The following is a 25722-nucleotide window of genomic DNA, read 5'->3' as shown; positions in this document are numbered from 1 at the left end:
TTAGCTGAGTGCATGTCTCCGGCGCTGTCCCTCCCCTGAGCGGTCGCGCCGAATGGCACGCTCAGAGGCGGCTAAGGAGAAGCAGGCCAAGCAGGGCGAGCCGCGCGCGGGGCGCGGCGAGGGTCGTCGTATGGGCCTGCATGATCATGGGGTGGAGAATACGCATCCCGCCGCCGTTGAAAACCCCAAATGAAGGTCAACGCATTTGACCTGCCGAGCGACTGGACGTGCCCGCCGGCCGCCTTACCTGACCGGCCATGATTGATGCTCTCGTGATAGGTGCCTCGGGCGGGATCGGCCGCGCGATGTCGGATGAAATGCGCGCCCGCGGTGGTCATGTCACGGCCCTGTCGCGCTCGGAGAACGGGTTGGACGTGACCGACCCGGCCGCGGTCGCGCGCGTGATGGGGGGGCTCGAGGGGTCGTTCCAGACCGTGTTCGTTTCGGTCGGCATCCTGGCGCCCGAGGGCGTATCGCCCGAAAAACAACTGTCGGCCATAGACCCCGCCGAGATGGCCCGCGTCTTTGCCGTCAACACCGTCGGCGTGGCGCATCTGCTGTCATACTTGCCGCGGCTTCTGCCGAAACAGGGCCGCTCGGTCACGGGGGTCCTGACCGCGCGCGTCGGCTCCATCGGCGACAACCGGATCGGCGGCTGGCATTCCTACCGCGCGTCCAAGGCCGCGTTGAACCAGATCGTGCATGGCGCCGCGATCGAACTGAAACGCTCGCACCGCGACGCGATCGTGGCCGCGCTGCACCCCGGCACCGTCGCCACGCCCTTCACCCAAGGCTACGATCCCAAGCACGGCAAGCTGGCGCCCGAAGAGGCCGCGCGAAATCTCTGCGATGTGATGGAGCGGCTGACCCGGGACCAGTCCGGCGGGTTCTACGACTATGCCGGCAAGGAGATCGTCTGGTGAGCGACACCCCCCGCCTGATCCTTGTGCTGGGCGACCAGCTTTCGCCCGAGCTGTCCGCCCTGGCCGAGGCGGATAAATCTCGCGACGTGGTCGTGATGGCCGAGGTCGCGGACGAGGCCTCTTACGTCCCGCACCACCCCAAAAAGATCGCCTTTCTCTTCGCCGCCATGCGCAAATTCGCGGCGCAACTGCGCGATGACGGCTGGCGGGTCGAATACACGCGCCTTGATGATGCGCAGAATACCGGCTCCATCCCCGGCGAGCTTCTGCGCCATGCCGAAGGGATCGGCGCCAAGGAGGTGTTGGCCACCGAGCCGGGCGAGTTTCGCCTGATCGCCGCGCTGGAAGAGTGCCCCATCCCCGTCCACCAGTTCCCCGACACGCGCTTCCTCGCCTCGCATGGCGAGTTCGAAGAGTGGGCCGAAGGCCGCAAGGACCTCAGGATGGAGTGGTTCTACCGCGAGATGCGGCGCAAGACCGGCCTCTTGATGGACGGCGACAAGCCCGAGGGCGGCAAGTGGAATTACGACCACGATAACCGCAAACCAGCGCCCGACAAGATCACCTTCGGCGGCCCGATGCAGTTCACCTCCGACGACACCGTCGAGGAGGTTCTGGACCTGGTCGAGCGCCGTTTCGATAACAATTTTGGAGAGCTGCGCCCCTTCTGGTTCGCCACCGACCGGGGGCAGGCACGGCAGGCGCTCTCGCATTTCATCCGCAACGCGCTGCCCGATTTCGGCGACTTCCAGGATGCGATGCTTGCCGAGAACCGGTTCCTCTACCACTCGGTCATCTCGATGTACCTGAACGCGGGCCTGCTGACATGGCAAGAAATCTGCGATGCGGCGGCCGACGCCTACGCCAAGGGCGACGCGCCGCTCAACGCGGTCGAGGGGTTCATCCGCCAGATCATCGGCTGGCGCGAATACATGCGCGGCATCTATTTCCGTGAAGGCCCCGACTACACGCGCAAGAACTGGCTGAACCACCAGCGCAAGCTGCCTGGGTTCTACTGGGATGCGCAGACCGACATGCTCTGTGTCGCCAAGGCGGTCGAGCAGACGCGGGACGAGGCCTATGCCCACCACATCCAGCGCCTGATGGTGACGGGCAATTTCGCGCTGCTTGCCGGGATCGACCCGCATCAGGTGCATGAATGGTATCTGGCCGTCTATGCCGATGCCTATGAATGGGTCGAGGCCCCGAACGTGATCGGGATGAGCCAGTTCGCCGATGGCGGCATCGTCGGGTCGAAACCCTACGTCTCGGGCGGGAACTACATCAACAAGATGTCGAACTACTGCAAATCCTGCCGCTACGATGTCGCCGTCAAGACGGGCGAGGGGGGCTGCCCCTTCAACTACCTCTACTGGGGCTTCCTGCACCGCCACCGCGACCGGTTCGGCAAGAACCCCCGCATGGCCCAGATGTATCGCACCTGGTCGCGCATGTCGGATGACAAGCGTCAGGCCACGCTCGACAGCGCCGAGCGATTTCTCCAGCGGATGTCGCAGGGCGACCGTGTCTGACGGGCCGAGCGCCCGCCCCTGGCATCTTTATCCTGAAAAAATGCATCGCGCGCCACGCGCCACGCCGCCTTGGCGCGCCTAGTCCCACCATGGATCGACGCGGGCGATATCCGCGTCGGACCATCCGAAATGGTGCGCCAGTTCATGGACCAGAACATGCGTCACCAGCTCGCCCAGCGTCACGTTCCCCCGCTCGACCCATTCATCCAGGATCGGACGGCGAAACAGCCAGATCGTGTCCGGTCCCATGGGTTGATCCATCACCGATTTTTCGGTCAGCGGGATGCCCTCGTAAAGACCCGTCAACTCGAACGGGCTGTCCATCTCCATCTCTCGCAGCATCTCCTCGGGCGCAAAGTCCTCGACCCGCAGGACAACCGCGCGCGCAGCCGCCGCGTAGACGCCGGGCAGCGCCGCGATGGCGGCCAGCGCCAGCGCCTCGATCTCGCCCAATCCGGGCGCCTGCCAATCGGCGATATCCGACCCCTCGCTCATGCCCGACTTATGGACTCTGGCGCGCGCATGTGAAAGAGGACGCAGCGTTCCAATACGAGGCCCCGAGATGACCGTCACCCGCTTTGCGCCCTCGCCCACCGGCTATATCCATGTCGGCAACCTGCGCACCGCGCTGTTCAACTTCCTGATCGCGAAAAAGGCGGGCGGAACATTCATCCTGCGCCTCGACGATACCGACCCGGACCGCTCCAAGCCCGAATATGCCGACGCCATCCAGGAAGACCTCGAATGGCTGGGCCTGACCTGGGATCGGTTGGAACGTCAGTCCGACCGCCTCGACCGCTACGCCGCCGCCGCGGACGAGCTGCGTGAAAAGGGCCGTTTCTACGAGGCGTGGGAGACACCGACCGAGCTGGACCTCAAGCGCAAGAAGCAGCTGAACATGGGCCAGCCGCCGGTCTATGACCGCGCCGCGCTGAAGCTGTCGGACGAGGACAAGGCCCGCCTGCGCGCCGAGCGGGGGGCCGGTGTCTGGCGCTTCAAGCTCGATCACGAGCGGATCGAGTGGGAGGATGGCATCCTCGGCCCGCTCTCCATCGACGCGGCCAGCGTGTCCGACCCGGTGCTGATCCGCGCCGACGGGCAGGTGCTTTATACCATCGCCTCGGTCGTCGATGACACCGATATGGGGATCACCCATGTCGTACGCGGCTCGGATCACGTGACCAACACCGCGACGCAGATCCAGATCATGGCAGCGCTTGGCCATGACGCCCCGAATTTTGCCCACCATTCGCTGCTGACCGGCCCGCAGGGCGAGGCGTTGTCGAAGCGCCTCGGCACGCTGTCCCTGCGCGATCTGCGCGCGGCGGGGATGGAGCCGATGGCGCTGCTATCGCACATGGCGCGGATCGGATCATCGCAGCCCGTGGACCTGGCCCGGTCCATTGACGAACTGGCCGAGGGTTTTGATCTCGGTCATTTCGGCTCGGCCCCCACCAAGTTCGATGTCGATGACATCTGGCCACTCTCGGCGCGCTACCTGCACGGGCTGGAGTTCGAGGCGGTGAAGGACGAGATCGCGGCGCTGGGCGTGCCCGCCCCCCTCGCGCCGACCTTCTGGGACGTGGCGCGCGCCAATATCGCCACCCGCGCCGATCTGCCCGGTTGGTGGGCGCTGTTCCGCGATGGGGCGGAGCCGCTCGTTGCCGAGGAGGATCGCGAGTTCGTGGCCCAGGCCTTCGCCATGCTGCCCGAGCCGCCCTATGACGAGACGACGTGGGCCACCTGGACCGCAGCGGTGAAAGAGGCGACAGGCCGCAAGGGCAAGGGCCTTTTCATGCCATTGCGCAAGGCCGTGACGGGCCTGGAGCGCGGCCCCGAAATGGCCGACGTGATGCCCCTGCTGCAGAAAAAGCCCAGCCTCTGAGACCCGCGCCTGGGCCGGATGCATCGTCTTGCCGTTGGCACCTGCGCATCTGCAAAAAAGCCCACTGTCCGCCACGTGCGAGGGGGTGTCCGGCAATGTCTGCCCTGCCAGGCAAGGCGGGATCTACAGCGCTTTTTTATGGCTTTTCCCGCCTCTGGGGGGCAAGCTGGCTGCCATCCAGAGGGTTGCCGTGTGACGACATTGGCTTTGGTGTTCGCTCGAGAACCCAATCATGCACGCCGAGCCGCACATTGGAGAAGCAGATGAAAATCAGTGTCGTGCAGCATAATCCACAAGACGATCTGAGCGCATCCCTGAACGTTCTGTTCGAAACTGTAAAACGCGCGGCCGATGACCGCCCCGACCTCATCGCCCTTCCCGAATATTTCGCCTATATGGGAGACGGATCGAAGAGCCTCGCGGCGAGTGGCGCCTGGTTCGATGACATCAACGTGCAGGTTTCGGAGCTTGCAAAGACCCTGGGGATAGCAATCCACGCAGGCTCGCTCGCGGAAAAACGCGAAACCGGCACGTTCAACACCACGGTCGTCCACGGAGCGGATGGTTCCGAGATTGCGCGGTACTCCAAAATTCACCTCTTCGATGTCGACTTGGCCGATGGGACCCAGTTCAGGGAGTCGGATCTGATTTCAGCCGGGTCCAGCGTCGAGGTTTATGAACTCAATGGTTGGAAGATTGGCTGTACCATCTGCTACGATCTCCGCTTTCCCGAGCTGTTTCGCCGCCTTCGCGATATGGGGGCAGAACTCATCCTCGTTCCTGCAGCCTTCATGCGCGAAACCGGTCGCGCGCATTGGGAGGTCTTGCTGCGTGCGCGCGCCATCGAGACGGGAACATATATCGCGGCGCCGGCCCAGGTGTTCTCGTTCAACGATGGCAAGGGGCATTGCTACGGTCACAGTCTGATCTGCGATCCTTGGGGCAACGTCCTTGCGAACGCGTCGGATGTCTTGGGGCATGTCGATGCCCGGCTCGACAAGGACTATCTCAACGATGTCAGGGCGCGCGTCCCCGTCCATCTGCACCATGTCTTGACATGATCCAAAGCCTTGCTCCGGGGGCCGAGCATGCCGAGGAACAGCTATTCCGCGACCGCCATCCGAAGAGGGCGCGGAGCGGACCACAGGGAGAAAGGGATCATGTACGAACCAAGCGATGTCGTGACGTCAGAGGCCGAAATTCGCGCCGTCATCCCCGGCACGATCGAGCGGCAGGTCCGCAAGGTCATCGATCACATTGACGACCATGTCCGTATCTGGATCGAGCACTCGCCGTTCATGACAATGGCGACGTATTCGTCGACAGGTGCCATTGACGTTTCCCCCAAAGGCGACCCGCCGGGCTTCGTGAAGGTTCTCGACACAAAGACGCTGGCCATTCCCGATCGGCCCGGAAATCATCGATTCGACAGTTTCCTCAATATCCTGGAAACCGGCCGGGTGGGCCTGATGTTCCTGGTGCCAAACCGGCTTGAAGTCGTGCGGGTCAGCGGTCGTGCGCAGGTGGTGCGTGATGCCGCGCTGCGCGAAACCATGGCCGTTGACGGAAAGATCCCGGATTTCGCCATCGTCGTGTATGTTGAAGAAGCCTTTTATCATTGCGGCAAAGCGGTCATCCGGTCGGCCTTGTGGGAGCCCGACAAGGCCATCTCCGTAGAGAACTTGCCGACCTACGGCCGCGCGTTGAAAGACCATGGGGCTTTGGAAACACCGCTCGAAGAGGTTGAGCGCCTGACGCAAGACAATCTGAAGTATCGGCTATACGACGAATAGTCTGGTCGTTGAGCCTGAACGCGCCTTCGCCACGGGCCGATCGCGGGCACCTCGCCAAGCCGTGAAGGTCGGTGTTGGGCGGCGCAGTGCCGCACATCTGGAAAGGGGCCCGTCCGGTATGCGCGGTGTTTGAAATCTGGGAAAACGGCCCGAACACCGCGCGTTTTCCGCCTGCCTAGAGGCGGGTCAGCCGCCGCACGCCCAACGCGCGCAGGGCGTCGTCCACGAACAGGGTCTCGTCGGGCGACAGCCGTTGGTGACGCGGATAGACCGGCGCGGCACGGTCGTCGAAGACCGGGGCCTCCCATCCATGCGTCGTCTCGAAGAACCGCTGCGCGCCCGCCTCTCCGAACTCGCGCAGATAGCCCTGTACCACCGTGTCGAGATAGCTCAGCAGGACGGGGTGCTCTTCGGAGGCATCGGTATGATGCTCGGGCTTGGTGGCGTAGATCTGGACCGTGACGGGATGGGGGTGATCGTGATCGACCCGCTCGACCCCGTGGCGGTCATAGGCATATTCGCGCGCGTCCAGCGTGGCCCAATCGGCGCCGGGAACCGCCGCGATCAGCCCCTCGATCATGGCGCCGTCGTCGCGCACGGCGGTCAGGAACGCCACCTTGCGCAGGCGCGTGCGTTTCCAGGTGCGGGCCCAGCCGGTGACGCGGGCGCGCGCGGCGCGCGGAAAGTCATGCGTGGCGCGGTTCACAAGGCTGCCGTAGCCGAAGAAGAACGGGTCAGGGGGGCTGTCGGACATGGTCGTATCTGTGGCCCAATGCGTCGAGTCTGTGCAAGCCCCCTTGCGGGGGCGCGCATTCCCGCTATTGTGCCCCCCATCCGCGCGAGGGAGACGCTGCCCCCCAGATCATCGGGGTCAGGGCCGAAGGAGCAACCGCCCCGGTAAACTCTCAGGCAAAGGGACCTTGGCGGACCAAGACTCTGGAGAGAGGCGTGCCGCGACACGTCCGCCGAAGGGATAACGATCTCAGGCGAAGGGACAGAGGGGGCATCGGGCGGGCGCATCAGCGCCCTGCGAAACGGTGCCGGGCATGTCCCGGAGAGATGGGGGCGACATGGCCGAAACCGGGACCGCGACCGGGGTCGATCCGAGGCAATTGCCACTCAGGGCGCTCCATGCCGAGCACGGGGCCAAATTCGTGCCCTTCGCCGGGTGGGAGATGCCGGTGCAATTCGCCGCCGGGGTCATGGCCGAACACCTGTGGTGCCGCGAAAAGGCGGGGCTGTTCGACGTCAGCCACATGGGACAGCTGCGCCTGCCGCTGTCGGCTGATGCGGCGCTGGAAACCCTTGTTCCGGTCGATGTGCTGGATCTGGCGCAAGGCCGCCAGCGCTATGCGTTCTTCACCAACGAAACGGGCGGGGTGCTGGACGACCTGATGATCGCGCGGCGCGCCGACGACCTGTTTCTTGTCGTGAACGCGGCCTGCCGCGAGGCCGACATCGCCCATCTGCGCGCCCATATCGACGGGGTCGAGGAAATCGCCGACCGTGCGCTGCTGGCCTTGCAAGGGCCGATGGCCGAGGCCGCCTTGGCCGCGCTGATGCCGGGTGTTGCGGGCATGCGTTTCATGGATGTGGCGGTGATCGAATGGCAGGGCGTGGCGCTCTGGATCTCGCGCTCGGGCTATACGGGCGAGGACGGGTTCGAAATCTCCGTGCCGGCCGAGATGGCCGAGGCTTTCGCCCGTGCGCTTCTGGCCGATGACCGGGTTGCGCCCATCGGTCTTGGCGCGCGCGATTCGCTGCGGCTCGAGGCCGGCCTGCCGCTGTATGGGCAGGAGATGACGCCCAACATTTCGCCGGTCGAGGCAGGGCAGGGCTGGGCCATCCAGAAGGTGCGCCGCACGGGCGGTGCGCGCGCCGGGGGCTTCCCAGGTGCCAAGGTGATCCTCGACCAGCTTGCCCATGGCGCGCCGCGCCGCCGCACGGGCCTGTTGCCCGAGGGGCGCGCGCCGATGCGGGCGGGCACCCCCGTTTTCGACAGCGCCGATGGTGGCGCGCAGGTGGGCACCGTCACCTCGGGCGGGTTCGGCCCCTCGCTGGGCGGGCCCATCGCGCTGGCCCTGATCGAGGCCGCCGTGCCCACGGACGCGCGCCTTTGGGGCGAAGTCCGGGGTAAACGCCTGCCTGCGACCCAAGCGCAGCTGCCCTTCGTGACACCCGGCTACAAACGCTGAGATCGATCATCCTTTTGCCCCAACCCCAATCCAGATGAGGGACAGATGAAGTTTACCGAAGATCATGAATGGCTCCGCCCCGATGGTGACGTGATCGTCGTCGGCATCACCGAACACGCCGCGACCCAGCTGGGCGACGTGGTGTTCGTCGAATTGCCCGAGATCGAGACGCAGGTCGCCAAGGGCGACGAGATCGTGGTGATCGAAAGCGTCAAGGCCGCCTCCGACATCGTGGCGCCACTGGACGGCGAGATCGTCGCGGTGAACGAGGCGCTGACCGATACGCCCGGACTGGTGAACGAGGATCCGCTGGGCGAGGCGTGGTTCTTCAAGATCAAGGTCGATGACATGTCCGCGCTGGACGCATTCATGACCGAGGATGAATACAAGGACCACGTCGGCGCGTGACACCGGCCGTCGCGCCGCCGGGGGCCAGCCCCCGGACCCCCGGCATATTTCAAGGATAAAGATGGGGGCGAATGCGCCCGCATCGCCCCCGCACCCCGCCAGACCCGAGGATGACCGGCCCATGCCCTGGACGCTTTCAGACTACGCCCCGACCGATTTCGCAAACCGCCGCCATATCGGCCCCTCGCCGCAGGAAATGGACGAGATGCTGTCGGTCGTTGGCGCCGACAGCCTCGACACGCTGATCGAGCAGACCCTGCCGGGTTCGATCCGGCAAAAGGCCCCACTGGAATGGGACCCGATGTCCGAGGCCGAGTTGCTGGATCACATGCGTTCCATCGCAGCCAAGAACAAGCCGATGGTGTCGATGATCGGACAGGGGTATTACGGCACCCACACGCCGCCCGCGATCCAGCGCAACATCCTGGAAAACCCCGCCTGGTACACGGCCTACACGCCCTACCAGCCCGAGATCGCGCAAGGACGGCTTGAGGCGCTGCTCAACTACCAGACGATGGTGGCCGACCTGACGGGGCTGGAGGTGGCCAACGGCTCGCTGCTGGACGAGGCGACGGCCTGCGCCGAGGCGATGGTCATGGCCGAGCGCGTGGCGAAATCCAAGGCACGCGGGTTCTTCATCGACCGCAACTGCCATCCGCAGAACATCGCGGTGATGCAGACGCGCGCGGCACCGCTTGGGATCGAGGTGATCGTCGGCGACCCGGCCGATCTGGAACCTGACGCCGTCTTTGGCGCGATTTTCCAGTATCCGGGCACCTATGGACATGTCGCCGACCCGACCGATCAGATCGCGGCCCTGCATGCGGCCAAGGCCATCGGCATCGTCGCCACCGATCTGTTGGCGCTGACGCTGCTGAAAGAGCCGGGCGCGATGGGGGCCGATATCGCCGTGGGCAGCGCGCAGCGCTTTGGCGTGCCGATGGGCTATGGCGGGCCGCACGCGGCTTTCATCGCGTGCCATGACAAGATCAAGCGCGCGCTGCCCGGGCGCATCATCGGCGTGTCGGTGGACAGCAACGGCAACCCGGCTTACCGGCTGTCGCTGCAAACGCGCGAGCAGCATATCCGCCGCGAGAAAGCCACGTCGAACGTCTGCACGGCGCAGGCTTTGCTGGCCGTCATGGCGGGTTTCTTTGCGGTGTTCCACGGGCCCAAGGGCCTGCATGCCATCGCGCAGCATGTGCATCTGAAGGCCGCACGGCTGGCCGCCAGCCTGCGGGCCGGGGGCTTTGCGCCCGAGAACGGCGCGTTTTTCGACACGATCACCGTGCCGGTCGGTGGCAAGCAACACCGTATCATGGCCGCCGCGGTGGCGCGCGGGATCAACCTGCGCGATGTGGGCGCGGACAAGATTGGGATCTCGGTCGATGAAACCACGACCGAGGATCAGCTCGAGGCGGTGTGCCGCGCCTTCGGCGTGCTGTTCGCCGGGCCGCAGACGCTGCCCGCCATTCCCGACGCACTGCTGCGCGACAGCAGATACCTGACACATCCGGTCTTTCACATGAACCGATCCGAGGCCGAGATGACGCGGTACATGCGCCGTCTGGCCGACCGCGACCTGGCGCTGGACCGCGCCATGATCCCGCTGGGGTCCTGCACGATGAAGCTGAACGCCGCGGTCGAGATGATGCCGATCACCTGGCCCGAGTTCGCCTCGCTCCATCCGTTCTGCCCCGCTGACCAGGCCGAGGGCTATGCCGAGATGCTCGAGGACCTGTCCGCGAAACTCTGCGAGATCACCGGCTATGACGCCATGTCGATGCAGCCCAATTCGGGCGCGCAGGGCGAATATGCCGGGCTGCTGACGATCTCGGCCTATCACCGGGCGCGCGGCGACATGGATCGCGATGTCTGCCTGATCCCGGTCTCGGCGCATGGCACCAACCCGGCCTCGGCCCATATGGCGGGGATGGAGGTGGTTGTCGTGCAGGCCGCCGATAACGGCGATATCGACCTCGAAGATTTCCGCGCCAAGGCCGCTGCCGCGGGCGAGCGCCTGGCGGCCTGCATGATCACCTACCCCTCGACCCATGGCGTGTTCGAGCGCACCGCGCGCGAGGTCTGCGAGATCACGCATGCCCATGGCGGGCAGGTCTATCTGGATGGGGCTAACCTGAACGCGATGGTGGGCCTGTCGAAACCCGGCGAGATCGGGGCCGATGTCAGCCACCTGAACCTGCACAAGACGTTCTGCATCCCCCATGGCGGGGGCGGCCCCGGCATGGGGCCGATCGGGGTCAAGGCGCATCTGGCGCCCTTCCTGCCCGGCCATCCCGAAACCGGCGGGACCGAGGGGCCGGTCTCGGGCGCGCCCTTTGGGTCGGCATCGATCCTGCCGATCTCCTACGCCTATATCCGGCTGATGGGGGGCGAGGGGATCACGCAGGCGACCAAGGTGGCGATCCTCAATGCCAACTACCTGGCCGCGCGGCTGTGCGAGGCCTACCCGGTGCTTTATACCGGCAAGTCGAACCATGTGGCGCATGAGCTGATCCTCGACACCCGCCCGATGGCCGAGTGTGGCGTCACCGTGGACGATATCGCCAAGCGGCTTATGGATTACGGCTTCCACGCACCGACGATGAGCTGGCCGGTCGCGGGCACGTTGATGATCGAGCCGACCGAGTCCGAGCCCAAGGCCGAACTGGACCGCTTCGTCACCGCGATGCTGTCGATCCGCGAGGAGGCCCGCGCCATCGCGCAAGGCAAGATCGCGGTCGAGGACAGCCCCCTGCGCCACGCCCCCCACACGATGGAGGATCTGGTGCAGGACTGGACCCGGGCCTATAGCCGGGAAGAGGCCTGTTTCCCGCCGGGTGCCTTCCGCGAGGACAAATATTGGCCCCCGGTCAACCGCGTCGACAACGCCTATGGCGACCGGAATCTGGTCTGCACCTGCCCGCCCATGGCCACATACATGAACGCCGCCGAGTAGGTCGCGCGCAAGGGCCCCACCGAAACGGGGCCATCCCAGACCGGGGCGGCCCCTTTGTCATGCGCGGGACAGATCACTTGCCCAGCTTGCGGTGCAGCGCCTTGACGTTGCGCACCATCTTGCCAAAGGATCTGTCCCCGGCGCGACGCTCGGCCAACGTGGCCGAGTTGAAGCGATCCTCTGCCGCCAGCTTGCGCCACCGCACCAACCGGGCCGGGTCGATCTCGCCGGCCTCGACCGCGGCCAGAACGGCGCAGCCGGGTTCGCTCTGGTGCTGGCAATCGTTGAACTTGCACCGCGTCGCCAAGTCCGCGATGTCGGCGAAGACATCGTCGATCCCATCGCGGGCGTCGGTCAATTGCAACTCGCGCATACCGGGCGTGTCCAGCACGGCGCAGCCCCCGGGCGTGATGTGCAGCTCGCGCCGGGTCGTGGTGTGGCGCCCCTTGCTGTCATCCTCGCGGATGGCTTGCGTGGCGGCCCGGTCCGCATGGAACAGCCCGTTCACCAGCGTGGATTTTCCCACACCGGACGACCCCAGAAAGGCGACGGTCTGACCGTGTTTGCACCAGTCGGCCAGCGCCTCGGCCGGCTGATCGCCGCGCGCGTTCAAGGCGATGACCTGCACCCGGTCCGAGATCGCGCGCGCCGCGGCCAGATACCGGGCCACATCCGCGCAGAGATCGGTTTTGGTCAGCACGATGACCGGCACGGCCCCGGCCTCGAAACTCAGGGCGACGTAGCGTTCCAGACGCGCGGTGTTGAAGTCGTGATTGCACGATGAGACGAGAAAGGCCGTGTCGATATTCGCGGCGATCAACTGCACCTTGCGCGCGGTGCCGGGGGCGCGCCGCTTGAACAGGCTGAGGCGGCGCAACACGCGGCTTTTGCTCGGCACATCGCGGTCGAACAGCAGCCAGTCGCCCACCGTCGCGTCGGGGCCGGTCGGGATCAGTGTCTCGATGTCGTCGCCCATGACCTGCAGGCCATTGCGATGCACGGCCATCACGCGCACCGGCGGGGTCGTGGCCATGTCCTCGACAGCGATCTGTTGGGCAAGACCCGGCCGCCAACCCAGCGCACCGAGGCGCGAGGCAGGCTTTGTTCGTGGGTTTTCGGCGGTGTTTGGAAGGAATTGGGAATAGTCCCGAACCATTGTCTTGCTCTTTCATGGGCAGACCCGGCATATCCGGGCGTCGTAACAGGTGAGGCGATGGCACAGGACATGTGGGCGCTGCCGCCAGGCGGTCGCGCGCATGTGCAGTGCCGTGTATCGGGAGGCCGCGTGCCTCCCCGCTTCACCGGGCCATGAAATCTCCGTGGTTCGTGGCTGCAGGGATATGAGACGCCGCGTGAGCCGTCAATTCCCGTAGAGACCGTTGCTGTGGCGCGGGCGGCTTCAGCGCGACCGGCCGAACCGCGCATACAATCCGTCCAGCGTATAGGTCTGGTTGGGAGCGCTGTGCACCTCGTTGACCGAGGCCGGATCACTGGGCAGGCAATCGGGGCCGCAGACCTGGCGGATGGTGCCGCTGCGGCCATGCACGAACCACAATCGGCCGCCGGGTGTGCCGACCCACCCATTGACCCCCATGCGCATGTCGCCTTCGACATCCTGGATCGACGGCACCTCGTTGTCATATTGCCGCGCCCAGGCCGCATGCGTGTGCCATGACGAGACAACGGTCGCGCCTTGTTGCAACGGCAGTGACGCGCAGGACGCATGCCCCCCCCAGCTGACTTTGGTCGAGCTGAAATTCCCCGCGTCATCCACCAGAACAAAGCCGCAGACCTCGCGATTGAAGCGCACGGACAGTTGGTTCATCGCTTCCATCAGGCCCATCATGAACTCGGTTTCCGCCTCGCTCTGGGCGGTGGCGGCCATCGGCACGGGCAGCGCCATCGCAGCGGCAAGGGCGAGGGTGGCAAGTCGGCGCATCGGTGTCTCCTTCGCTGGTCGCACAACGATGATAGCCGACAATCGGCGGTGTGCCAGCAAAAGAGCGCGCTGTTGATCCAGATCACTGGACGTCGCGACACGCCGCGCTAGATTGAGTCTTCGTGTGTAATCTGGAGGCTTAGACAACATGTCCCGAACAGAAGTGTTCGATCAGGCCGCCCCCGTCACTGACGAGGACGACGATCTCATCGAGAAATGGAATGCCCTTGGCCGCATGGCTATGTTTTTCTGCATGTGGGCTGCCATGGCTATTCCGGTTCTTCTCGTCATCTACGCGCGGCTTTCCGGTTGACGCAAACCGCCATTGACGGCATTCACATCTCGCCCGTTCGGGAACGGTCTGGCGGCGCAGTCTGATCTGCGCCTTGGCCTTTTCCGGGCGGGCGTTTTCTTGGCCAATCCGATCCGCACACGCCTTGCCCAAGCCCCCCCTTCTGGTGATGGGGCACGGGGGACAGGTCGCGCACCCTGCAGCGGCCTTTCCCGGCATGTGCCGAATGGCCTGCAGATGCCGCCGTTTGGTGCGTCAGTCGGTGCTTGGCCGGGGTCCGAAGCGCCGGCGCTCGACGGTCAGGCGACGGGCGGGGGCAGCCTCGACAACGGCAATGTCGCCATAGCCAAGGCGGGGGGGGGCGCCCGGCAGCGACAGGACATTCCAGATCTCGGCGAGGTTGCCCCTGTTTCCAACCCAGATGATCGACCGTCCCGCCGCCAGTCCAGGCAGCGACCCTGGCGCACGATCGAGGTCGATCAGCGTCATCTCGATCGCCCTGGCCTGGGCGAGGGGCCGCGCGCTATCGACATTGCGCCGCAGATCGTGCGTGTAGATGTCATCGAGCGGAATATCGGCGATCGCCGCGACCAGATCCTGGGCACGCTGCAGCCCCATCGCGTTCAGCGTGCCATTGTCGCGGTCCATGTGGCGGACAAGAACGATCCGGCTTCCTTCGGGCAGATCGCTGGCGATGCCCGTGCCTGCGCCGCCGATCGGGGTGCAGGCCGCCATCCCTGCCGCCGCCGCCAGCCCTGGCGCCAGTGCGGCGCGTCGCGTGACCCCTGCCATCACATCACGTCTTTCCCAACATCAGGTCGGCCCATCACAGCCCGGCGTCGGGCTAGCACCCCGCGGGCCGTTCCGAAAACCTTTTCCGCGTCAGGCCGTGGGCGCGGCGACGTGCCCCTGCACAAACGCGACGATGTCGCGGCTGGCGCGGGCCCCCGCGATCCGTCCGCGTTCCTGCCCGTTCTGGAACAGGATCAACGCCGGAATGCCCCGGATGCCGTAGTGTTGCGTCGCATCGGCATGGATCTGCGTGTTGATCTTGGCCAGGCGCGCGGTCGGCACCAGCGCCTTGGCGGCGGCCTCGAAGTGCGGCGCCATCATCCGGCAGGGGCCGCACCACGGGGCCCAGAAATCGACCAGCAACGGCAGGCTGTCGGTTCTTTCCGCCTTGCGCAGCGTGGCGCTGTCGATGTCGCGCACGCGGGCCTCCATCAGCTTGGTGCCGCAGGTGCCGCATTTCGGATGCGCCGACATCTTGTCTGCGGGCACGCGGTTCACGCTGGCGCAGGTCAGGCAGGTCAGCTTGTGATCGGCCATGGCGGGCCTCCTTTGATTGACTTAGTCAATATATTGGGTGCCGCCGTGCCCGTGCAAGAGGTCTGCGTAGCGGGCATGAAAAAGGGGCGCTGCCCGGCCCGGGCGCGCCCCTTCGAATTCGATGCGACTGCCGACCTTACTGGGCCTGCAGGTTCACCGCGCTTTCGCGGCCGTCGCGGCCGGCTTCGAGGTCATAGCTGACCTTCTGGTTGTCGGCGAGGCCGGTCAGGCCCGACCGCTCGACAGCCGAGATATGGACGAAAACGTCCTTGCCGCCGCCATCGGGTGCGATGAAGCCGTAGCCTTTGGTGGTGTTGAACCATTTCACGGTGCCAGTGGCCATATCCGTGGTCTCCTAGTCTTTTGTTCTCCGCCCGCGAGATTGCGGCGGCGTGGCGTCAGTCGGTAGCAGGGTCGAGACTGAAGCCTTGTGTAGAGGAGACAGTTGGTCGAGTGCGGTAACGATCGCAGTGTTGATATGGGAGGAGTCGCACGCAAAAGCAAGGAAAAGCTGTGTCCGTCCGGCCTGTCGGCGCGGTTTGGGACAGGAAAAAAGGGCAGCCGCGGCCGCCCTTTCCCAAGCTTGATCGGCGGCGCGCTGCACCGCCCCGGCAGGCTTCAGGCCAGTGCCAGGTTGACGGCGCTTTCGCGCCCGTCACGGCCGGCTTCCAGGTCATAGGTGACCTTCTGCCCGTCCGACAGACCCGTCAGGCCCGAGCGCTCGACGCCCGAGATATGCACGAACACGTCCTTGTGGCCGTTTTCGGGCTCGATGAAGCCGAAGCCTTTGGTGGTGTTGAACCATTTCACGGTGCCTGTGGCCATCGTGAGATCTCCTCAATGAATGCCGCCCGCGGAATGCGGCGGCCCGGCTCAGTCAGTGCAAGATCGAAAGACTGTGGCCGGTGAGGGAGAACAGCAGGTCGAAAGAGAATAACAGTGCACCCGCTATATGGACGTCGCGCGCCCGAAACACAAGCGATAGTTGAACCCGTAGCAAAGATTTCGCCATCTCTACTGAGCACAGTTAAAAGTTGACATAAGCAAACAAAAAGCGCATCTTCGTGCGTCCTCGGGTCTTGCCCGACCACCAGACAGGAGATCGACCGACCATGAGCCTCGACCGTGCCGTTCTCGCCTTTGCCGGCGTGATGATCCTTCTCAGCGTGGCCCTGACCGTCTGGGTCAGCCCGCTGTTCATGTGGTTCACCGTCTTCATCGGACTGAACATGCTGCAATCGGCCTTCACCGGCTGGTGCCCGGCGGTGATCGTGTTCAAGAAGCTCGGCGTGAAAGAGGGCCACGCGTTCAGCTGAAGCGTTTACGGCGCATTAACCGGCATGGGGCAAATTCCCCCCATGCCGAATTATCGCCGCCCCAGCCCGTCGACCATGCCCGTGTTTTTCACGGTATGCCTTGTGCAGCAGGGGTCGACGGCGCTCATCGACCATCTCGATATCCTGCGAGAGGCCGTGCGCCTGACCCTCAGGGATCGCCCCTTCGACATCCTCGCCTGGGTCGTCCTGCCCGATCACATGCTCGCGGTCTGGCGCTTGCCGGAAAGCGATCCGAACTATTCGCAGCGTTGGGGGCGGATCAAATCGCGGTTCACCAGGGATTTGCGCGTGCGATTGCGTAGACCGGGCCTTGGCCCGGAGTCGTTTCCAACCGAGTTTCCGGAAATTTCAAAGGGCAGGTTTGCCGGACTGAAGCCCGGTCTACGGACGGACAAGCGCGAGCAGGCGGTGTGGCAACGCCGGTTCTGGGAACACCATTGCCGCGACGACCGCGACCTTGAGGCGCACATCCGCTATTGCTGGGGCAACCCGGTCAAGCACGGGTTTGTCACCCGTCCTGCGGACTGGCCTGCATCCTCGATCCACCGCGACATCCGCTTGGGCCGGGTGGAGCCGGAATGGAGCGGGGTTGAGCCTGTGGGGGCGTTTGGAGAGATGGCGTAGACCGGGCCTTGGCCCGGGTTTGTGGCGGAGGGGTTCCCGGGCCAAGGCCCGGTTCCTGGTCCGTAGGATTTTGCCGACGCAAGACGAGCAATAAAGAAAGAAAGTTCCAGCCCGACAGAGGAGTTCGCGGTCGCGCTACAAGCACTCGGAGAGTATTCCCACCTCATGTTCTAGATATCGAAATCCATGAGAATTCAAGTTCCTCAAAACCGCCATTCGTTCAACGAACAGTGTGATGTTGAGATTTGACCGTAATAGTTGTCTCGTGAGCTCATATACATCAGCAGAAGGTGTCAATACGACCCCTGGCGCAGTAGATGTAAATCCAAACGGTGTGCCGCCTATTCTATCAATAACGCGCATCGGAACGTTTACCACGACGCCATTAGAAAGATGAAACGCAAAATCGAGATATTCAGAGCCACCTTGCCTGTCGAGCGTGGCTCTGGCTAGAAGCGCGCGACTAACATTGCTTCTCAGATCAAAAAAAGATGTCAGAACAATAACTTCATCGTGGCAAGCGAACATCAAATGCGGCTCATCCGCGGCATGGCGATTTCCGATGGAAGAATACGGGGCCTCAAGGTCGAGGAACCATTGTTGCTCAGTCGGCGCACTTATTGGTTGGGTGCCGTTTGAAGTCGCTGATTGATCAGATAGCTTAGCACTGACCATTCCCGACAATCCCAATACCAACAATGCAAATGCCGTAACCCGCACGAGCGGCAGAGCATTTATTTGATCGCTAAGAAAGTTGATCCATCTTAGTCGGTTCCCGACAGCGATTGCCAAGATTACAAACGATATCCCTGTCAGGATTGACCATAAGGCAGTTGGAACGCTTGATAGCCAATCGAGCAAAATCTACCGCACGAACTTCTTGTACTTCACCCGCTTGGGCTCCAGCGCATCCGGGCCGAGGCGACGCTTCTTGTCTTCCTCGTAATCCTCGAAATTGCCCTCGAACCACTCCACATGCGCCTCGCCCTCGAAAGCAAGGATATGGGTGCACAGACGGTCGAGGAAGAAGCGGTCGTGGCTGATGATCACGGCGCAGCCCGCGAAATTCTCCAGCGCGTCTTCCAACGCGCGCAGGGTCTCGACATCTAGGTCGTTGGTCGGCTCGTCGAGCAGCAGGACATTGCCGCCCGATTTCAGCAGCTTGGCCATATGCACGCGGTTGCGTTCCCCGCCCGAAAGCAGGCCGACCTTCTTCTGCTGGTCACCGCCCTTGAAGTTGAAGGCCGAGCAATAGGCGCGCGAATTCATCGTCGCGTCGCCCAGTTCGATCACCTCGGCCCCGCCCGAGATCTCTTCCCAGACGGTCTTGTCGGCATCCAGCGCATCGCGCGACTGGTCCACGTAGGACAGTTTCACCGTGTCGCCGTATTCCAGCGTGCCGTCATCGGGCTGTTCCTGCCCGGTAAGCATGCGGAACAGCGTGGATTTCCCCGCGCCGTTCGGGCCGATCACGCCGACGATCCCGCCCGGCGGCAGGGAAAAGGTCAGATCCTCGATCAAGAGCGTGTCGCCATAGCCCTTTTTCAGGTTCTCGACCTCGATCACCCGGTTGCCCAGGCGCGGGCCGTTGGGGATGACGATCTGAGCGCGCGTGACCTTTTCGCGCTCGGACTGGCTGGCCAGTTCCTCATAGGCGTTGATCCGGGCCTTTTGCTTGGCCTGCCGCGCCTTGGCACCGGCGCGGATCCATTCCAGCTCACGCTCCAGCGTCTTCTGCTTGGACTTGTCCTCGCGCGCTTCCTGTTCAAGCCGCTTGGCCTTCTGCTCCAGCCAGCTTGAATAATTCCCCTCGTAGGGAATGCCGCGGCCGCGATCCAACTCCAGGATCCAGCCGGTGATGTCATCCAGGAAATAGCGGTCATGGGTGACGATCAGGCAGGTGCCCTTGTAGTCTATCAGATGCTGTTGCAGCCACGCGATCGTTTCCGCGTCCAGGTGGTTGGTCGGCTCGTCCAAGAGCAGCATGTCGGGCGCTTCGAGCAGCAGCTTGCACAGCGCGACTCGGCGCGCCTCACCGCCCGACAGGTTGGCAGGGCTGGCATCGTCGGGGGGGCAGCGCAGCGCCTCCATCGCGACGTCGATCTGGCTGTCGAGATCCCACAGGTTGTTGCTGTCGATCTCGTCCTGCAACTGCGCCATCTCGTCGGCGGTTTCGTCGCTGTAGTTCATCGCCAGCTCGTTGAACCGGTCCAGCTTGGCCTTCTTATCGGCCACGCCCAGCATCACGTTCTCGCGCACCGTCAGGCTTTCGTCCAGCTGCGGTTCCTGCGGAAGGTAGCCCACATGCGCGCCCTCGGCGGCCCAGGCCTCGCCGGTGAAATCCTTGTCCCAGCCGGCCATGATGCGCAGCAGCGTGGATTTGCCCGCGCCGTTCACGCCCACGACGCCGATCTTCACGCCGGGAAGGAAGCTCAGACGGATGTTTTCGAAGCATTTCTTGCCGCCGGGATATGTCTTGGAGACGCCATCCATGTGATAGACGTATTGGTAGGAGGCCATGCGTAGCTCCGCTCGCTGAAAGTCAGGGTTTGGACGTATGTAGCCATGCCGCGCGGGATGGGCAATCGCAGGAAAGGCCGAATTGGCCCCCGTCACCGAACCACCGGCTCCGGGGCAGGGCGCGCTCAGCGCAGGCTGTCGATCAGGCGCTGGTTCATCGCCGGGTCGGTGGTCAACTGGATGCCTTCGGCCTGCAGACGCGCGGCGATGCGCGGTCCGAGCGTCTGGCCCAGTTCCGTCCCGACGCGTCCGCCAATCACCGCGCCTTGTTGTGTCAGCATCGGGGTGGCGGCCAACAGGGCGCGGCCGGTCTCTGACTCGTAGAAGGCGACGATCCCGGCCAGATCCTCGGGGGAAAAGGCATTCAGATAGAGCGGCGCGGTTTCCGCCCGCATGCGGGTGGTGAACTCGGCCAGCATCTCCTCGGTCAGGATCTCGGTAAAGCGTTGCGGATCGGAAAGGTCGATCCCCTGCATGCGCAGGTTGTTCTGCAGCGCCGAGGCGATGATCGGCGCCTGCGAACTCATGACCGCGGCGAACATCTCTTCGGTCAGGGTCAATTCGGCAATGCGGCGGGCATCCGCGGCGGGATCGGCCTGCGAGGGGGGCGGCCAGGCACAGCGACAGGGCAAGGGCGGAAAGCGAAAGGCGCGTCATGAAAACTCCGGACCAAAGGGATTGGTATCCCACCTTCGCGTCCATCCCGCAGATGTCAACGCGCGCCGGACCTTCCGCGCGCGGGCCAAACCCTTTATGGGGCAGGCGATGCAGCGTCATGTGATGCCATATACCGCGCCCGGACAGGTGATCGGGCTTTTTGGGGGGTCGTTCGATCCACCCCATGCCGGGCATCTGCATGTCAGCCGCGAGGCGCTGAAGCGATTTGACCTCGACCGGCTGTGGTGGCTGGTCAGCCCCGGCAATCCGCTCAAGGAAAATGGCCCCGCGCCGCTGGATCGGCGGATGCAGGCGGCCCGTGCATTGGTCGATCATCCGCGCATCGACGTCACCGATATCGAGGCGCATCTGCGCACCCGCTACACAGCCGAAACGCTGGCGGCACTCTTTGCACGCGCGCCCGGTGTGCGGTTCGTCTGGCTGATGGGGGCCGACAACCTCGCGCAGTTTCACCGCTGGCAGCACTGGCGCTGGATCATGGAAAACGTGCCCATCGGGGTGTTGGCCCGTCCGGGTCAGCGCATCTCGGCACGCACGGCCAAGGCGGCGCAGATCTATCGCGCGGCGAAACGGCCCGCCTCGGCAGCGCCTGTCCTGGCCTATGCCCGGACCCCCGCCTGGTGCTTTCTGAATCTGCCCATGGTCGATCTGTCCTCGACCGAGATCCGCGAACGTGGCGAGTGGTAGCGTCACGCCCGCGACCCGGCGCGACCCGGTCAGGAAGCCGCCACGGAAAATCCCTGCCAGCACCGCAATGCCCGCACCCGGCGTCATGCCAAAGCCCGGTTTCGCACCCAAAGTGACGCAAAGGAAACCGATGCGGATCAGCCCGAGCCGCCCCACAAGGCCGGGCCGCGCCGCAGCCATATGGACAGGAGGCCGGACAGGATGAGCCCGATAAAGACCGCAGCGACCCCGTTTGCGCTCGGGTCGGTCCGTCGCCTTGCCCGGATCGGGGCGATATCCCCCGTGACTGCCCGCCGGCGCAGCCAGACGCGCCAGTCCCGCGGCAGGCACGCCGCGCCAAGGGCGAATCGGCTGAACGCCAGCCAGTGGGGCACCACCCCGTCGCCGCCGATCCGCAGCTTTCCCGCCAAGCCCCCGGCATGGACCAGCGCCAAGGCCAGCGTCATCAAAGCCCGCGCGCGCGCCCTGTCTGACGGCATGGCCACCGCCCTTATCGCGTTGACAGGGCGTCGGAAACACACGCTCTTGCCAAGGCGGCGGCTGCGCCATGGCGGCGATCGCCGCAATGGGCAGGGCTTGAGACGAATCCGCCTGTCTGCTTAACCTCTCGGCAAGTTATGGATATTTGACCAAATGGTTTCGAGACGCGCATTCTTGAACGGGGCGGTTGCCGCGATGGGCAGCACCGTTGCGGGTGGTGCCTTTGCCGGCGCGCCCGACAGGTCCCTGCGTCCGCTGATCCGGCCGGACGGGATTTTCGAACGCTCCATCCCCGAGGCCGCCGATCTGATCGCGCGCGCCGAGCTCGGGGGGCGGGTCGGGTTCGCCGTGGCCGATGCCGCGACCGGCCGGATGCTGGAAGTGGCCCATCCCCTGTTCGGCCTGCCGCCGGCCTCGGTGGCCAAGGCGGTCACCACGGCCTATGCGCTCGACCGGCTGGGGCCGGGATACCGGTTTCGCACGCGGCTGGTGACCGATGGCACTCTGACCGATGGCCGTCTCGATGGCGATCTGTGGCTTGTGGGGTCGGGCGACCCTGTCTTCGATACCGACGCGTTGGCAGGGATGGCCGGCGCGCTGGCCGATGCCGGCGTGCGCGAGGTCACGGGGCAGTTGCGGCTGGCCACCGATGCGCTGCCTTTCATCTATCAGATCGATCCGGGCCAGTTGCCGCATGCCGGCTACAACCCGTCGATTTCGGCACTGAACCTCAACTTCAACCGTGTCCATTTCGAATGGACGCGCGAAAACGGCGATTACGCGGTCACGATGCAGGCGCGGTCGTCCAGCTATTCGCCCGGCGTGCAATCCTCGCAAATGACCGTCGAGGACCGCGATTTCCCCGTCTACACCTTCGAGGCCACCGATGCGCGCGACGTCTGGACCGTGGCGCGCGGCGCCCTGGGCAATGGCGGGGCGCGCTGGCTGCCGACGCGGCGGCCCGCCGTCTATGTGGCCGAGGTTTTCCAGACGCTGGCGCGCAGCTACGGCATCGTTCTGGATGGCCCGGCCTTCTCGGAAAGCGCCCCGATGGGGGCCGCTGTGCTAGCCGAACATGTCTCGGATCCGCTCGAGGATATTCTGCGCGGCATGATGCGCTGGTCCACCAACCTGACGGCCGAGGTCGTGGGCCTGCTGGCCACGCAGGCGGGGGGCGTGCGCCCGGCCAGTCTGGCCGAAAGCGGGGCCGAAATGGCGGCCTGGATGGAGGACCGTCTGGGCGCGCGTCACGCGCGCTTCGTCGATCATTCCGGCCTGGGCGTCGACAGCCGCCTGCGCCCGCAGGACATGACCAGCGCCCTTGTCACCGCAGGGCCGAACGGCCTGTTGCGCGACCTGATGAAGGACATCCCGATGCGGGACGATGCGGGGAATGCGATACCGGATCACCCCCTGTCGGTGGTGGCCAAGACCGGCACGCTGAACTTCGTGTCGTCGCTGGCGGGCTATGTGCGTCTGCCCACGGGGCGCGATCTGGCCTTTGCGATCTTCTGCGCCGATCTCGACCGCCGCGCCGCCCTGACCCAGGCCCAGATGGAGCGCCCGCCCGGCGGCCGCAGCTACAATGGCCGCGCCAAACGGTTGCAACAGGCGCTGATCGAGCGCTGGGGCGCCGTCTACGCCTGAACAGACCGGTGGGCGTCGGGGGCGGGCATCAGGCGGTCGGGCGCGCTTCGAGCAGCGCCAGCGGCCGCTGTGGCAGGGCCGCCGCCGATACCGGGCCACCATGCCCTGCCGCCCCGAACATCGCATCGGCCAGGGCGTCCAGCGGGGCCATGGCGCTGTCGGCCTCGACGCCGCAGAACAGGCGCACGCGCGCATGCGTCGCGATGAACCGCGCACTACAGGTATCGCTGCAGCCCTCAAGGCGGCCAAAGCCCGCGACCTCGAAATCGGGTTGCGTGAACGCACGGGCCTCGGCCACGCTGCGGGCCAGTTGCGCGACCAGGCACGCCGCCTCGGGGCAGGCCTTGCCGATCCGCGGGCACATGGTGGCTTGATAGGAATGGGTCTCGTCGGACCAGATCATCGCATGTCTCCTGTTCCGGGGCACCCCGCCCGGGCTTGGGTGAATGGACGATGGCAGGTCTCCTGACTTGCGGAGTTTTGCGCCCCCGGCCTTCCCGGACCTTTCGGCCCAGTGGCATTTCGGGGGGGGCACGCCGCCTACAGTTGCGGGGGCAGTCGCGGACTTGGGGCAGGGCCCCGCACCGCATTCCCTTTTCACCCCGCACGCGATGCGGGGCACCATCACCCATAGGGGTAGGCGCGCGGGCCTGTCGCGGTCAAGGCCGGACGACGCCTAGACCTGATGCACGTAGTCGCCCGGGGCGTCGCAGATCGGGGCATGGCCGTCGGCCCCCATGGCGGGGGGTGGCCCCTCGCCGCTGGATTGTTCGGCCAGCCAATCGGCCCAGGCGATCCACCAGCTGCCCGGAATCGGGTCGTGATCGGCCAGCCAAGTATCGGGGTCCATGTAGAAGGCACCGGGTTCGCGATGGCCCAGGCGGTAATGCTTGCGCGGGTGGCCGGGCTCGCTGACGATGCCGCCATTGTGGCCGCCCTTGACCAGGCAGAACCGGAAATCGCCATCGGTGAACAGCTTGGCCTTGTAGACAGACCGCCAAGGCGCGATGTGATCGTTCTCGGTGCCGACGACGAACATGGGGGCCTTGATGTCCTTGAGCGCGATCACCCGGCCGTCAACCGCGTAACGCCCCGCCGTCAAACGGTTTTCCAGGAACAGACCGCGCAGGTATTCGGCATGCATCCGGGCCGGCATCCGCGTGGTGTCGTTGTTCCACACGCCCAGATCGCTGGGCATGTCGGGCCGGCCCAGGAAATAGCGCTGCACCGCGCGCGAATAGATCAGGTCCTCGGCCCGCATCGTGGCGAAGGTGCGCGTCATCTGCGGCCGGTCCAGATAGCCCTGATCCCACATCAGATCCTCGATGAAGGCGACCTGCGACTCGTCGGTGAACAGCAGCAATTCGCCCGCTTCGGCGAAATCGGTCTGCGCCGCCATCAGCGTGACCGAGGCCAGCCGGTCGTCGCCATCGCGCGCCATGGTCGCCGCCGCGATCGACAAGAGCGTCCCGCCCAGGCAGTAGCCATTGGCATGCACCTTTTGCCCCGGCACGATGGCGCTGATCGCGTCCAGCGCGGCCATCACGCCCATCCGGCGGTAATCGTCGAGGCCCAGATCGGCCATCTCGGCGCCGGGGTTGCGCCAGGACAGCATGAAGACGGTAAAGCCCTGTTCGACCAGGTAGCGCACCATCGAGTTATGGGGCGACAGGTCGAGGATATAGTATTTCATGATCCAGGCCGGCACGATCAGCACCGGCTCGGATTTCACCGTTTCGGTCTCGGGCGCGTACTGGATCAATTCGCAGATCTCGTTGCGCATCACGACCTTGCCCGGTGTTGCGGCCAGATCCTCGCCCACGCGGTATCCTTCGGGCTGGCTCTGATGCTCTTGCGTCAGGATATGCATCAGGTCTTCGAAATAGTGTTCCGCGCCGTCGGCGATGTTCCTGCCGTCCTGCCGGATCGTTTCTTCGATGATCTGCGGGTTCATCCACGGAAAGTTCGCCGGCGAAAACAGGTCGAGCGTCTGGCGCGCGATGAAACGGGCGCGATCGGCATTGTCGGGGCGCAGGCCGCGGATTCGTCCGGTGGCCATGTCCCACCAATCCTGCGTGGCCAGAAAGCTTTGTTGCCACAGCGCATAGGGCAGTTTCTGCCATGACGGATGCGTGAACCGGTGATCATAGGCCTTCGGCGCGAACGGGGCGGGGGGGTGCCCTTCCTCGGTCAGGGCGCGCAGCGTGTAGGCCCCCAGCTTTACCGCGTTTTCGGCGGCGTGTTCGGCCAAGGCCATCTGCCGCCCCGGCGCGCGGCTGAGATGCACCGCCCAATCGGTCCAGGATTCCAGCAAGGCAAAGGGCGACACGCCCCCGGTCATCCGCGCCAATGCGGCGCGCGTGGCCCGGTCCAGCGTATCGTAGCTGTGGCTGGCCGGGCGCGGGGGCGCCGCGGGCAGGCGGGGCTGCGGGCGTGGGGCGGGCAGGGCGGCCTTGGTCGGAAGGGGGGTCGGTGCAGGGTCTGACATGACATG

The 25722-nt window shown here is 65.0% G+C and carries 27 protein-coding genes and 3 riboswitches; of the genes, 13 read left to right on the top strand and 14 right to left on the bottom strand.

Translation table 11 applies throughout. The annotated features are described in order from the left end of the window. Nucleotides 1–257: 257 nt before the first annotated feature. Together ROSELON_RS02390 and ROSELON_RS02385 are read left to right on the top strand one after the other, a co-directional pair. A complete protein-coding gene (locus ROSELON_RS02390; RefSeq protein ID WP_025310855.1) occupies nucleotides 258–923 on the top strand; it encodes an SDR family NAD(P)-dependent oxidoreductase in 666 nt (221 codons plus the stop codon). Continuing rightward, entirely contained in the window at nucleotides 920–2455 is a 1536-nt protein-coding gene (locus ROSELON_RS02385) for a cryptochrome/photolyase family protein (RefSeq protein ID WP_025310854.1), read from the top strand. The genes ROSELON_RS02390 and ROSELON_RS02385 overlap by 4 nt, the downstream gene beginning before the upstream one ends. 78 nt (nucleotides 2456–2533) lie before the next feature. Here the strand turns inward: ROSELON_RS02385 and ROSELON_RS02380 are convergent, their stop codons facing one another. Next, a complete protein-coding gene (locus ROSELON_RS02380; protein WP_025310853.1) occupies nucleotides 2534–2950 on the bottom strand; it encodes a metallopeptidase family protein in 417 nt (138 codons plus the stop codon). 67 nt (nucleotides 2951–3017) lie between these two features. On the opposite strand from ROSELON_RS02380, the gene gltX reads away from it, so the two are divergent. From gltX to ROSELON_RS02365, 3 genes are all read left to right on the top strand, one after another. Then, nucleotides 3018–4340: a glutamate--tRNA ligase gene (gltX, locus tag ROSELON_RS02375; protein WP_025310852.1), complete on the top strand. Its 1323-nt coding sequence runs from the start codon at nucleotides 3018–3020 to the stop codon at nucleotides 4338–4340. A gap of 263 nt (nucleotides 4341–4603) precedes the next feature. Beyond that, on the top strand, nucleotides 4604–5401 hold the full coding sequence (locus tag ROSELON_RS02370) for a carbon-nitrogen hydrolase family protein (RefSeq protein WP_025310851.1): 798 nt from the start codon (nucleotides 4604–4606) through the stop codon (nucleotides 5399–5401). Nucleotides 5402–5428: 27 nt separating this feature from the next. Continuing rightward, the gene (locus tag ROSELON_RS02365) at nucleotides 5429–6133 is read left to right on the top strand and encodes an MSMEG_1061 family FMN-dependent PPOX-type flavoprotein (protein ID WP_245605402.1); all 705 of its coding nucleotides are present in this window, start codon (nucleotides 5429–5431) and stop codon (nucleotides 6131–6133) included. Between the two features lie 175 nt (nucleotides 6134–6308). Here ROSELON_RS02365 and ROSELON_RS02360 read toward each other — a convergent pair whose 3' ends face one another. Next, nucleotides 6309–6887: a gamma-glutamylcyclotransferase family protein gene (locus ROSELON_RS02360; protein WP_025310849.1), complete on the bottom strand. Its 579-nt coding sequence runs from the start codon at nucleotides 6885–6887 to the stop codon at nucleotides 6309–6311. 78 nt (nucleotides 6888–6965) lie between these two features. After that, nucleotides 6966–7064: riboswitch (glycine riboswitch) on the top strand. Between the two features lie 3 nt (nucleotides 7065–7067). Beyond that, nucleotides 7068–7133, top strand: a riboswitch (glycine riboswitch). 46 nt (nucleotides 7134–7179) lie between these two features. Here ROSELON_RS02360 and gcvT point away from each other — a divergent pair. The 3 genes from gcvT to gcvP all read left to right on the top strand — a co-directional run bounded on the left by gcvT (nucleotide 7180) and on the right by gcvP (nucleotide 11695). Beyond that, nucleotides 7180–8328, top strand: coding sequence for a glycine cleavage system aminomethyltransferase GcvT (gene gcvT / locus ROSELON_RS02355; RefSeq protein ID WP_245605401.1), 1149 nt, complete (start codon nucleotides 7180–7182; stop codon nucleotides 8326–8328). 45 nt (nucleotides 8329–8373) lie between these two features. Beyond that, entirely contained in the window at nucleotides 8374–8736 is a 363-nt protein-coding gene (gcvH, locus tag ROSELON_RS02350) for a glycine cleavage system protein GcvH (protein ID WP_025310847.1), read from the top strand. A 121-nt stretch (nucleotides 8737–8857) separates the two neighbouring features. Then, entirely contained in the window at nucleotides 8858–11695 is a 2838-nt protein-coding gene (gene gcvP, locus ROSELON_RS02345; RefSeq protein ID WP_025310846.1) for an aminomethyl-transferring glycine dehydrogenase, read from the top strand. A 73-nt stretch (nucleotides 11696–11768) separates the two neighbouring features. Here the strand turns inward: gcvP and rsgA are convergent, their stop codons facing one another. Further along, complete coding sequence (rsgA, locus tag ROSELON_RS02340) at nucleotides 11769–12851, bottom strand: ribosome small subunit-dependent GTPase A (protein ID WP_025310845.1); 1083 nt, start codon at nucleotides 12849–12851, stop codon at nucleotides 11769–11771. 243 nt (nucleotides 12852–13094) lie between these two features. Beyond that, on the bottom strand, nucleotides 13095–13634 hold the full coding sequence (locus tag ROSELON_RS02335; protein WP_025310844.1) for a DUF4329 domain-containing protein: 540 nt from the start codon (nucleotides 13632–13634) through the stop codon (nucleotides 13095–13097). A gap of 148 nt (nucleotides 13635–13782) precedes the next feature. Between ROSELON_RS02335 and ROSELON_RS18045 the strand changes: the two genes are divergently transcribed. Next, nucleotides 13783–13947, top strand: a complete 165-nt coding sequence (locus ROSELON_RS18045) for a hypothetical protein (protein WP_156945715.1) — start codon at nucleotides 13783–13785, stop codon at nucleotides 13945–13947. A 234-nt stretch (nucleotides 13948–14181) separates the two neighbouring features. Here ROSELON_RS18045 and ROSELON_RS02330 read toward each other — a convergent pair whose 3' ends face one another. The 4 genes from ROSELON_RS02330 to ROSELON_RS02315 all read right to left on the bottom strand — a co-directional run bounded on the left by ROSELON_RS02330 (nucleotide 14182) and on the right by ROSELON_RS02315 (nucleotide 16080). Continuing rightward, nucleotides 14182–14718, bottom strand: a complete 537-nt coding sequence (locus ROSELON_RS02330) for a histidine phosphatase family protein (protein ID WP_025310843.1) — start codon at nucleotides 14716–14718, stop codon at nucleotides 14182–14184. A gap of 90 nt (nucleotides 14719–14808) precedes the next feature. After that, nucleotides 14809–15255 carry a thioredoxin family protein gene (locus ROSELON_RS02325; protein WP_025310842.1) on the bottom strand — a complete coding sequence of 149 codons (447 nt, stop codon included), beginning with the start codon at nucleotides 15253–15255 and terminating at the stop codon, nucleotides 14809–14811. A 136-nt stretch (nucleotides 15256–15391) separates the two neighbouring features. Beyond that, complete coding sequence (locus ROSELON_RS02320; protein WP_025310841.1) at nucleotides 15392–15598, bottom strand: cold-shock protein; 207 nt, start codon at nucleotides 15596–15598, stop codon at nucleotides 15392–15394. A gap of 275 nt (nucleotides 15599–15873) precedes the next feature. Further along, entirely contained in the window at nucleotides 15874–16080 is a 207-nt protein-coding gene (locus ROSELON_RS02315) for a cold-shock protein (RefSeq protein WP_025310840.1), read from the bottom strand. A 287-nt stretch (nucleotides 16081–16367) separates the two neighbouring features. Between ROSELON_RS02315 and ROSELON_RS02310 the strand changes: the two genes are divergently transcribed. Beyond that, a complete protein-coding gene (locus ROSELON_RS02310) occupies nucleotides 16368–16571 on the top strand; it encodes a YgaP family membrane protein (protein WP_025310839.1) in 204 nt (67 codons plus the stop codon). Between the two features lie 24 nt (nucleotides 16572–16595). Then, entirely contained in the window at nucleotides 16596–17216 is a 621-nt protein-coding gene (locus ROSELON_RS02305; protein WP_407059669.1) for an REP-associated tyrosine transposase, read from the top strand. A gap of 135 nt (nucleotides 17217–17351) precedes the next feature. Here ROSELON_RS02305 and ROSELON_RS18040 read toward each other — a convergent pair whose 3' ends face one another. The 3 genes from ROSELON_RS18040 to ROSELON_RS17285 form a co-directional block, all read right to left on the bottom strand. Beyond that, complete coding sequence (locus ROSELON_RS18040) at nucleotides 17352–18008, bottom strand: hypothetical protein (protein WP_156945712.1); 657 nt, start codon at nucleotides 18006–18008, stop codon at nucleotides 17352–17354. Nucleotides 18009–18080: 72 nt separating this feature from the next. Next, nucleotides 18081–19736 (bottom strand): energy-dependent translational throttle protein EttA, encoded by a 1656-nt coding sequence (gene ettA / locus ROSELON_RS02300; protein WP_025310837.1) that lies wholly within the window; start codon nucleotides 19734–19736, stop codon nucleotides 18081–18083. Nucleotides 19737–19861: 125 nt separating this feature from the next. After that, nucleotides 19862–20263 (bottom strand): DUF2059 domain-containing protein, encoded by a 402-nt coding sequence (locus ROSELON_RS17285; protein WP_198020783.1) that lies wholly within the window; start codon nucleotides 20261–20263, stop codon nucleotides 19862–19864. Nucleotides 20264–20501: 238 nt separating this feature from the next. Here ROSELON_RS17285 and ROSELON_RS02295 point away from each other — a divergent pair, with 238 nt between their 5' ends. Beyond that, nucleotides 20502–21101 carry a nicotinate-nucleotide adenylyltransferase gene (locus tag ROSELON_RS02295; RefSeq protein WP_025310835.1) on the top strand — a complete coding sequence of 200 codons (600 nt, stop codon included), beginning with the start codon at nucleotides 20502–20504 and terminating at the stop codon, nucleotides 21099–21101. Nucleotides 21102–21238: 137 nt separating this feature from the next. Here the strand turns inward: ROSELON_RS02295 and ROSELON_RS02290 are convergent, their stop codons facing one another. Next, nucleotides 21239–21580, bottom strand: a complete 342-nt coding sequence (locus ROSELON_RS02290) for a hypothetical protein (RefSeq protein WP_025310834.1) — start codon at nucleotides 21578–21580, stop codon at nucleotides 21239–21241. Nucleotides 21581–21776: 196 nt separating this feature from the next. Between ROSELON_RS02290 and dacB the strand changes: the two genes are divergently transcribed. After that, on the top strand, nucleotides 21777–23228 hold the full coding sequence (dacB, locus tag ROSELON_RS02285; protein ID WP_245605399.1) for a D-alanyl-D-alanine carboxypeptidase/D-alanyl-D-alanine endopeptidase: 1452 nt from the start codon (nucleotides 21777–21779) through the stop codon (nucleotides 23226–23228). Between the two features lie 28 nt (nucleotides 23229–23256). On the opposite strand, the gene ROSELON_RS02280 is transcribed toward dacB, so the two are convergent. Both ROSELON_RS02280 and ROSELON_RS02275 read right to left on the bottom strand, forming a co-directional pair. Beyond that, entirely contained in the window at nucleotides 23257–23631 is a 375-nt protein-coding gene (locus ROSELON_RS02280; protein WP_025310832.1) for a hypothetical protein, read from the bottom strand. 35 nt (nucleotides 23632–23666) lie between these two features. Further along, nucleotides 23667–23869, bottom strand: a riboswitch (cobalamin riboswitch). 35 nt (nucleotides 23870–23904) lie between these two features. Then, entirely contained in the window at nucleotides 23905–25716 is a 1812-nt protein-coding gene (locus ROSELON_RS02275; protein WP_025310831.1) for a PHA/PHB synthase family protein, read from the bottom strand. Nucleotides 25717–25722: the final 6 nt, after the last annotated feature.

Origin of the sequence: Roseibacterium elongatum DSM 19469 (genome assembly GCF_000590925.1) — a bacterium.
Lineage (GTDB): Bacteria > Pseudomonadota > Alphaproteobacteria > Rhodobacterales > Rhodobacteraceae > Roseibacterium > Roseibacterium elongatum.
Note: the sequence above shows the minus strand (reverse complement) of the source record. Positions and strands in the feature narration are given on the sequence as shown.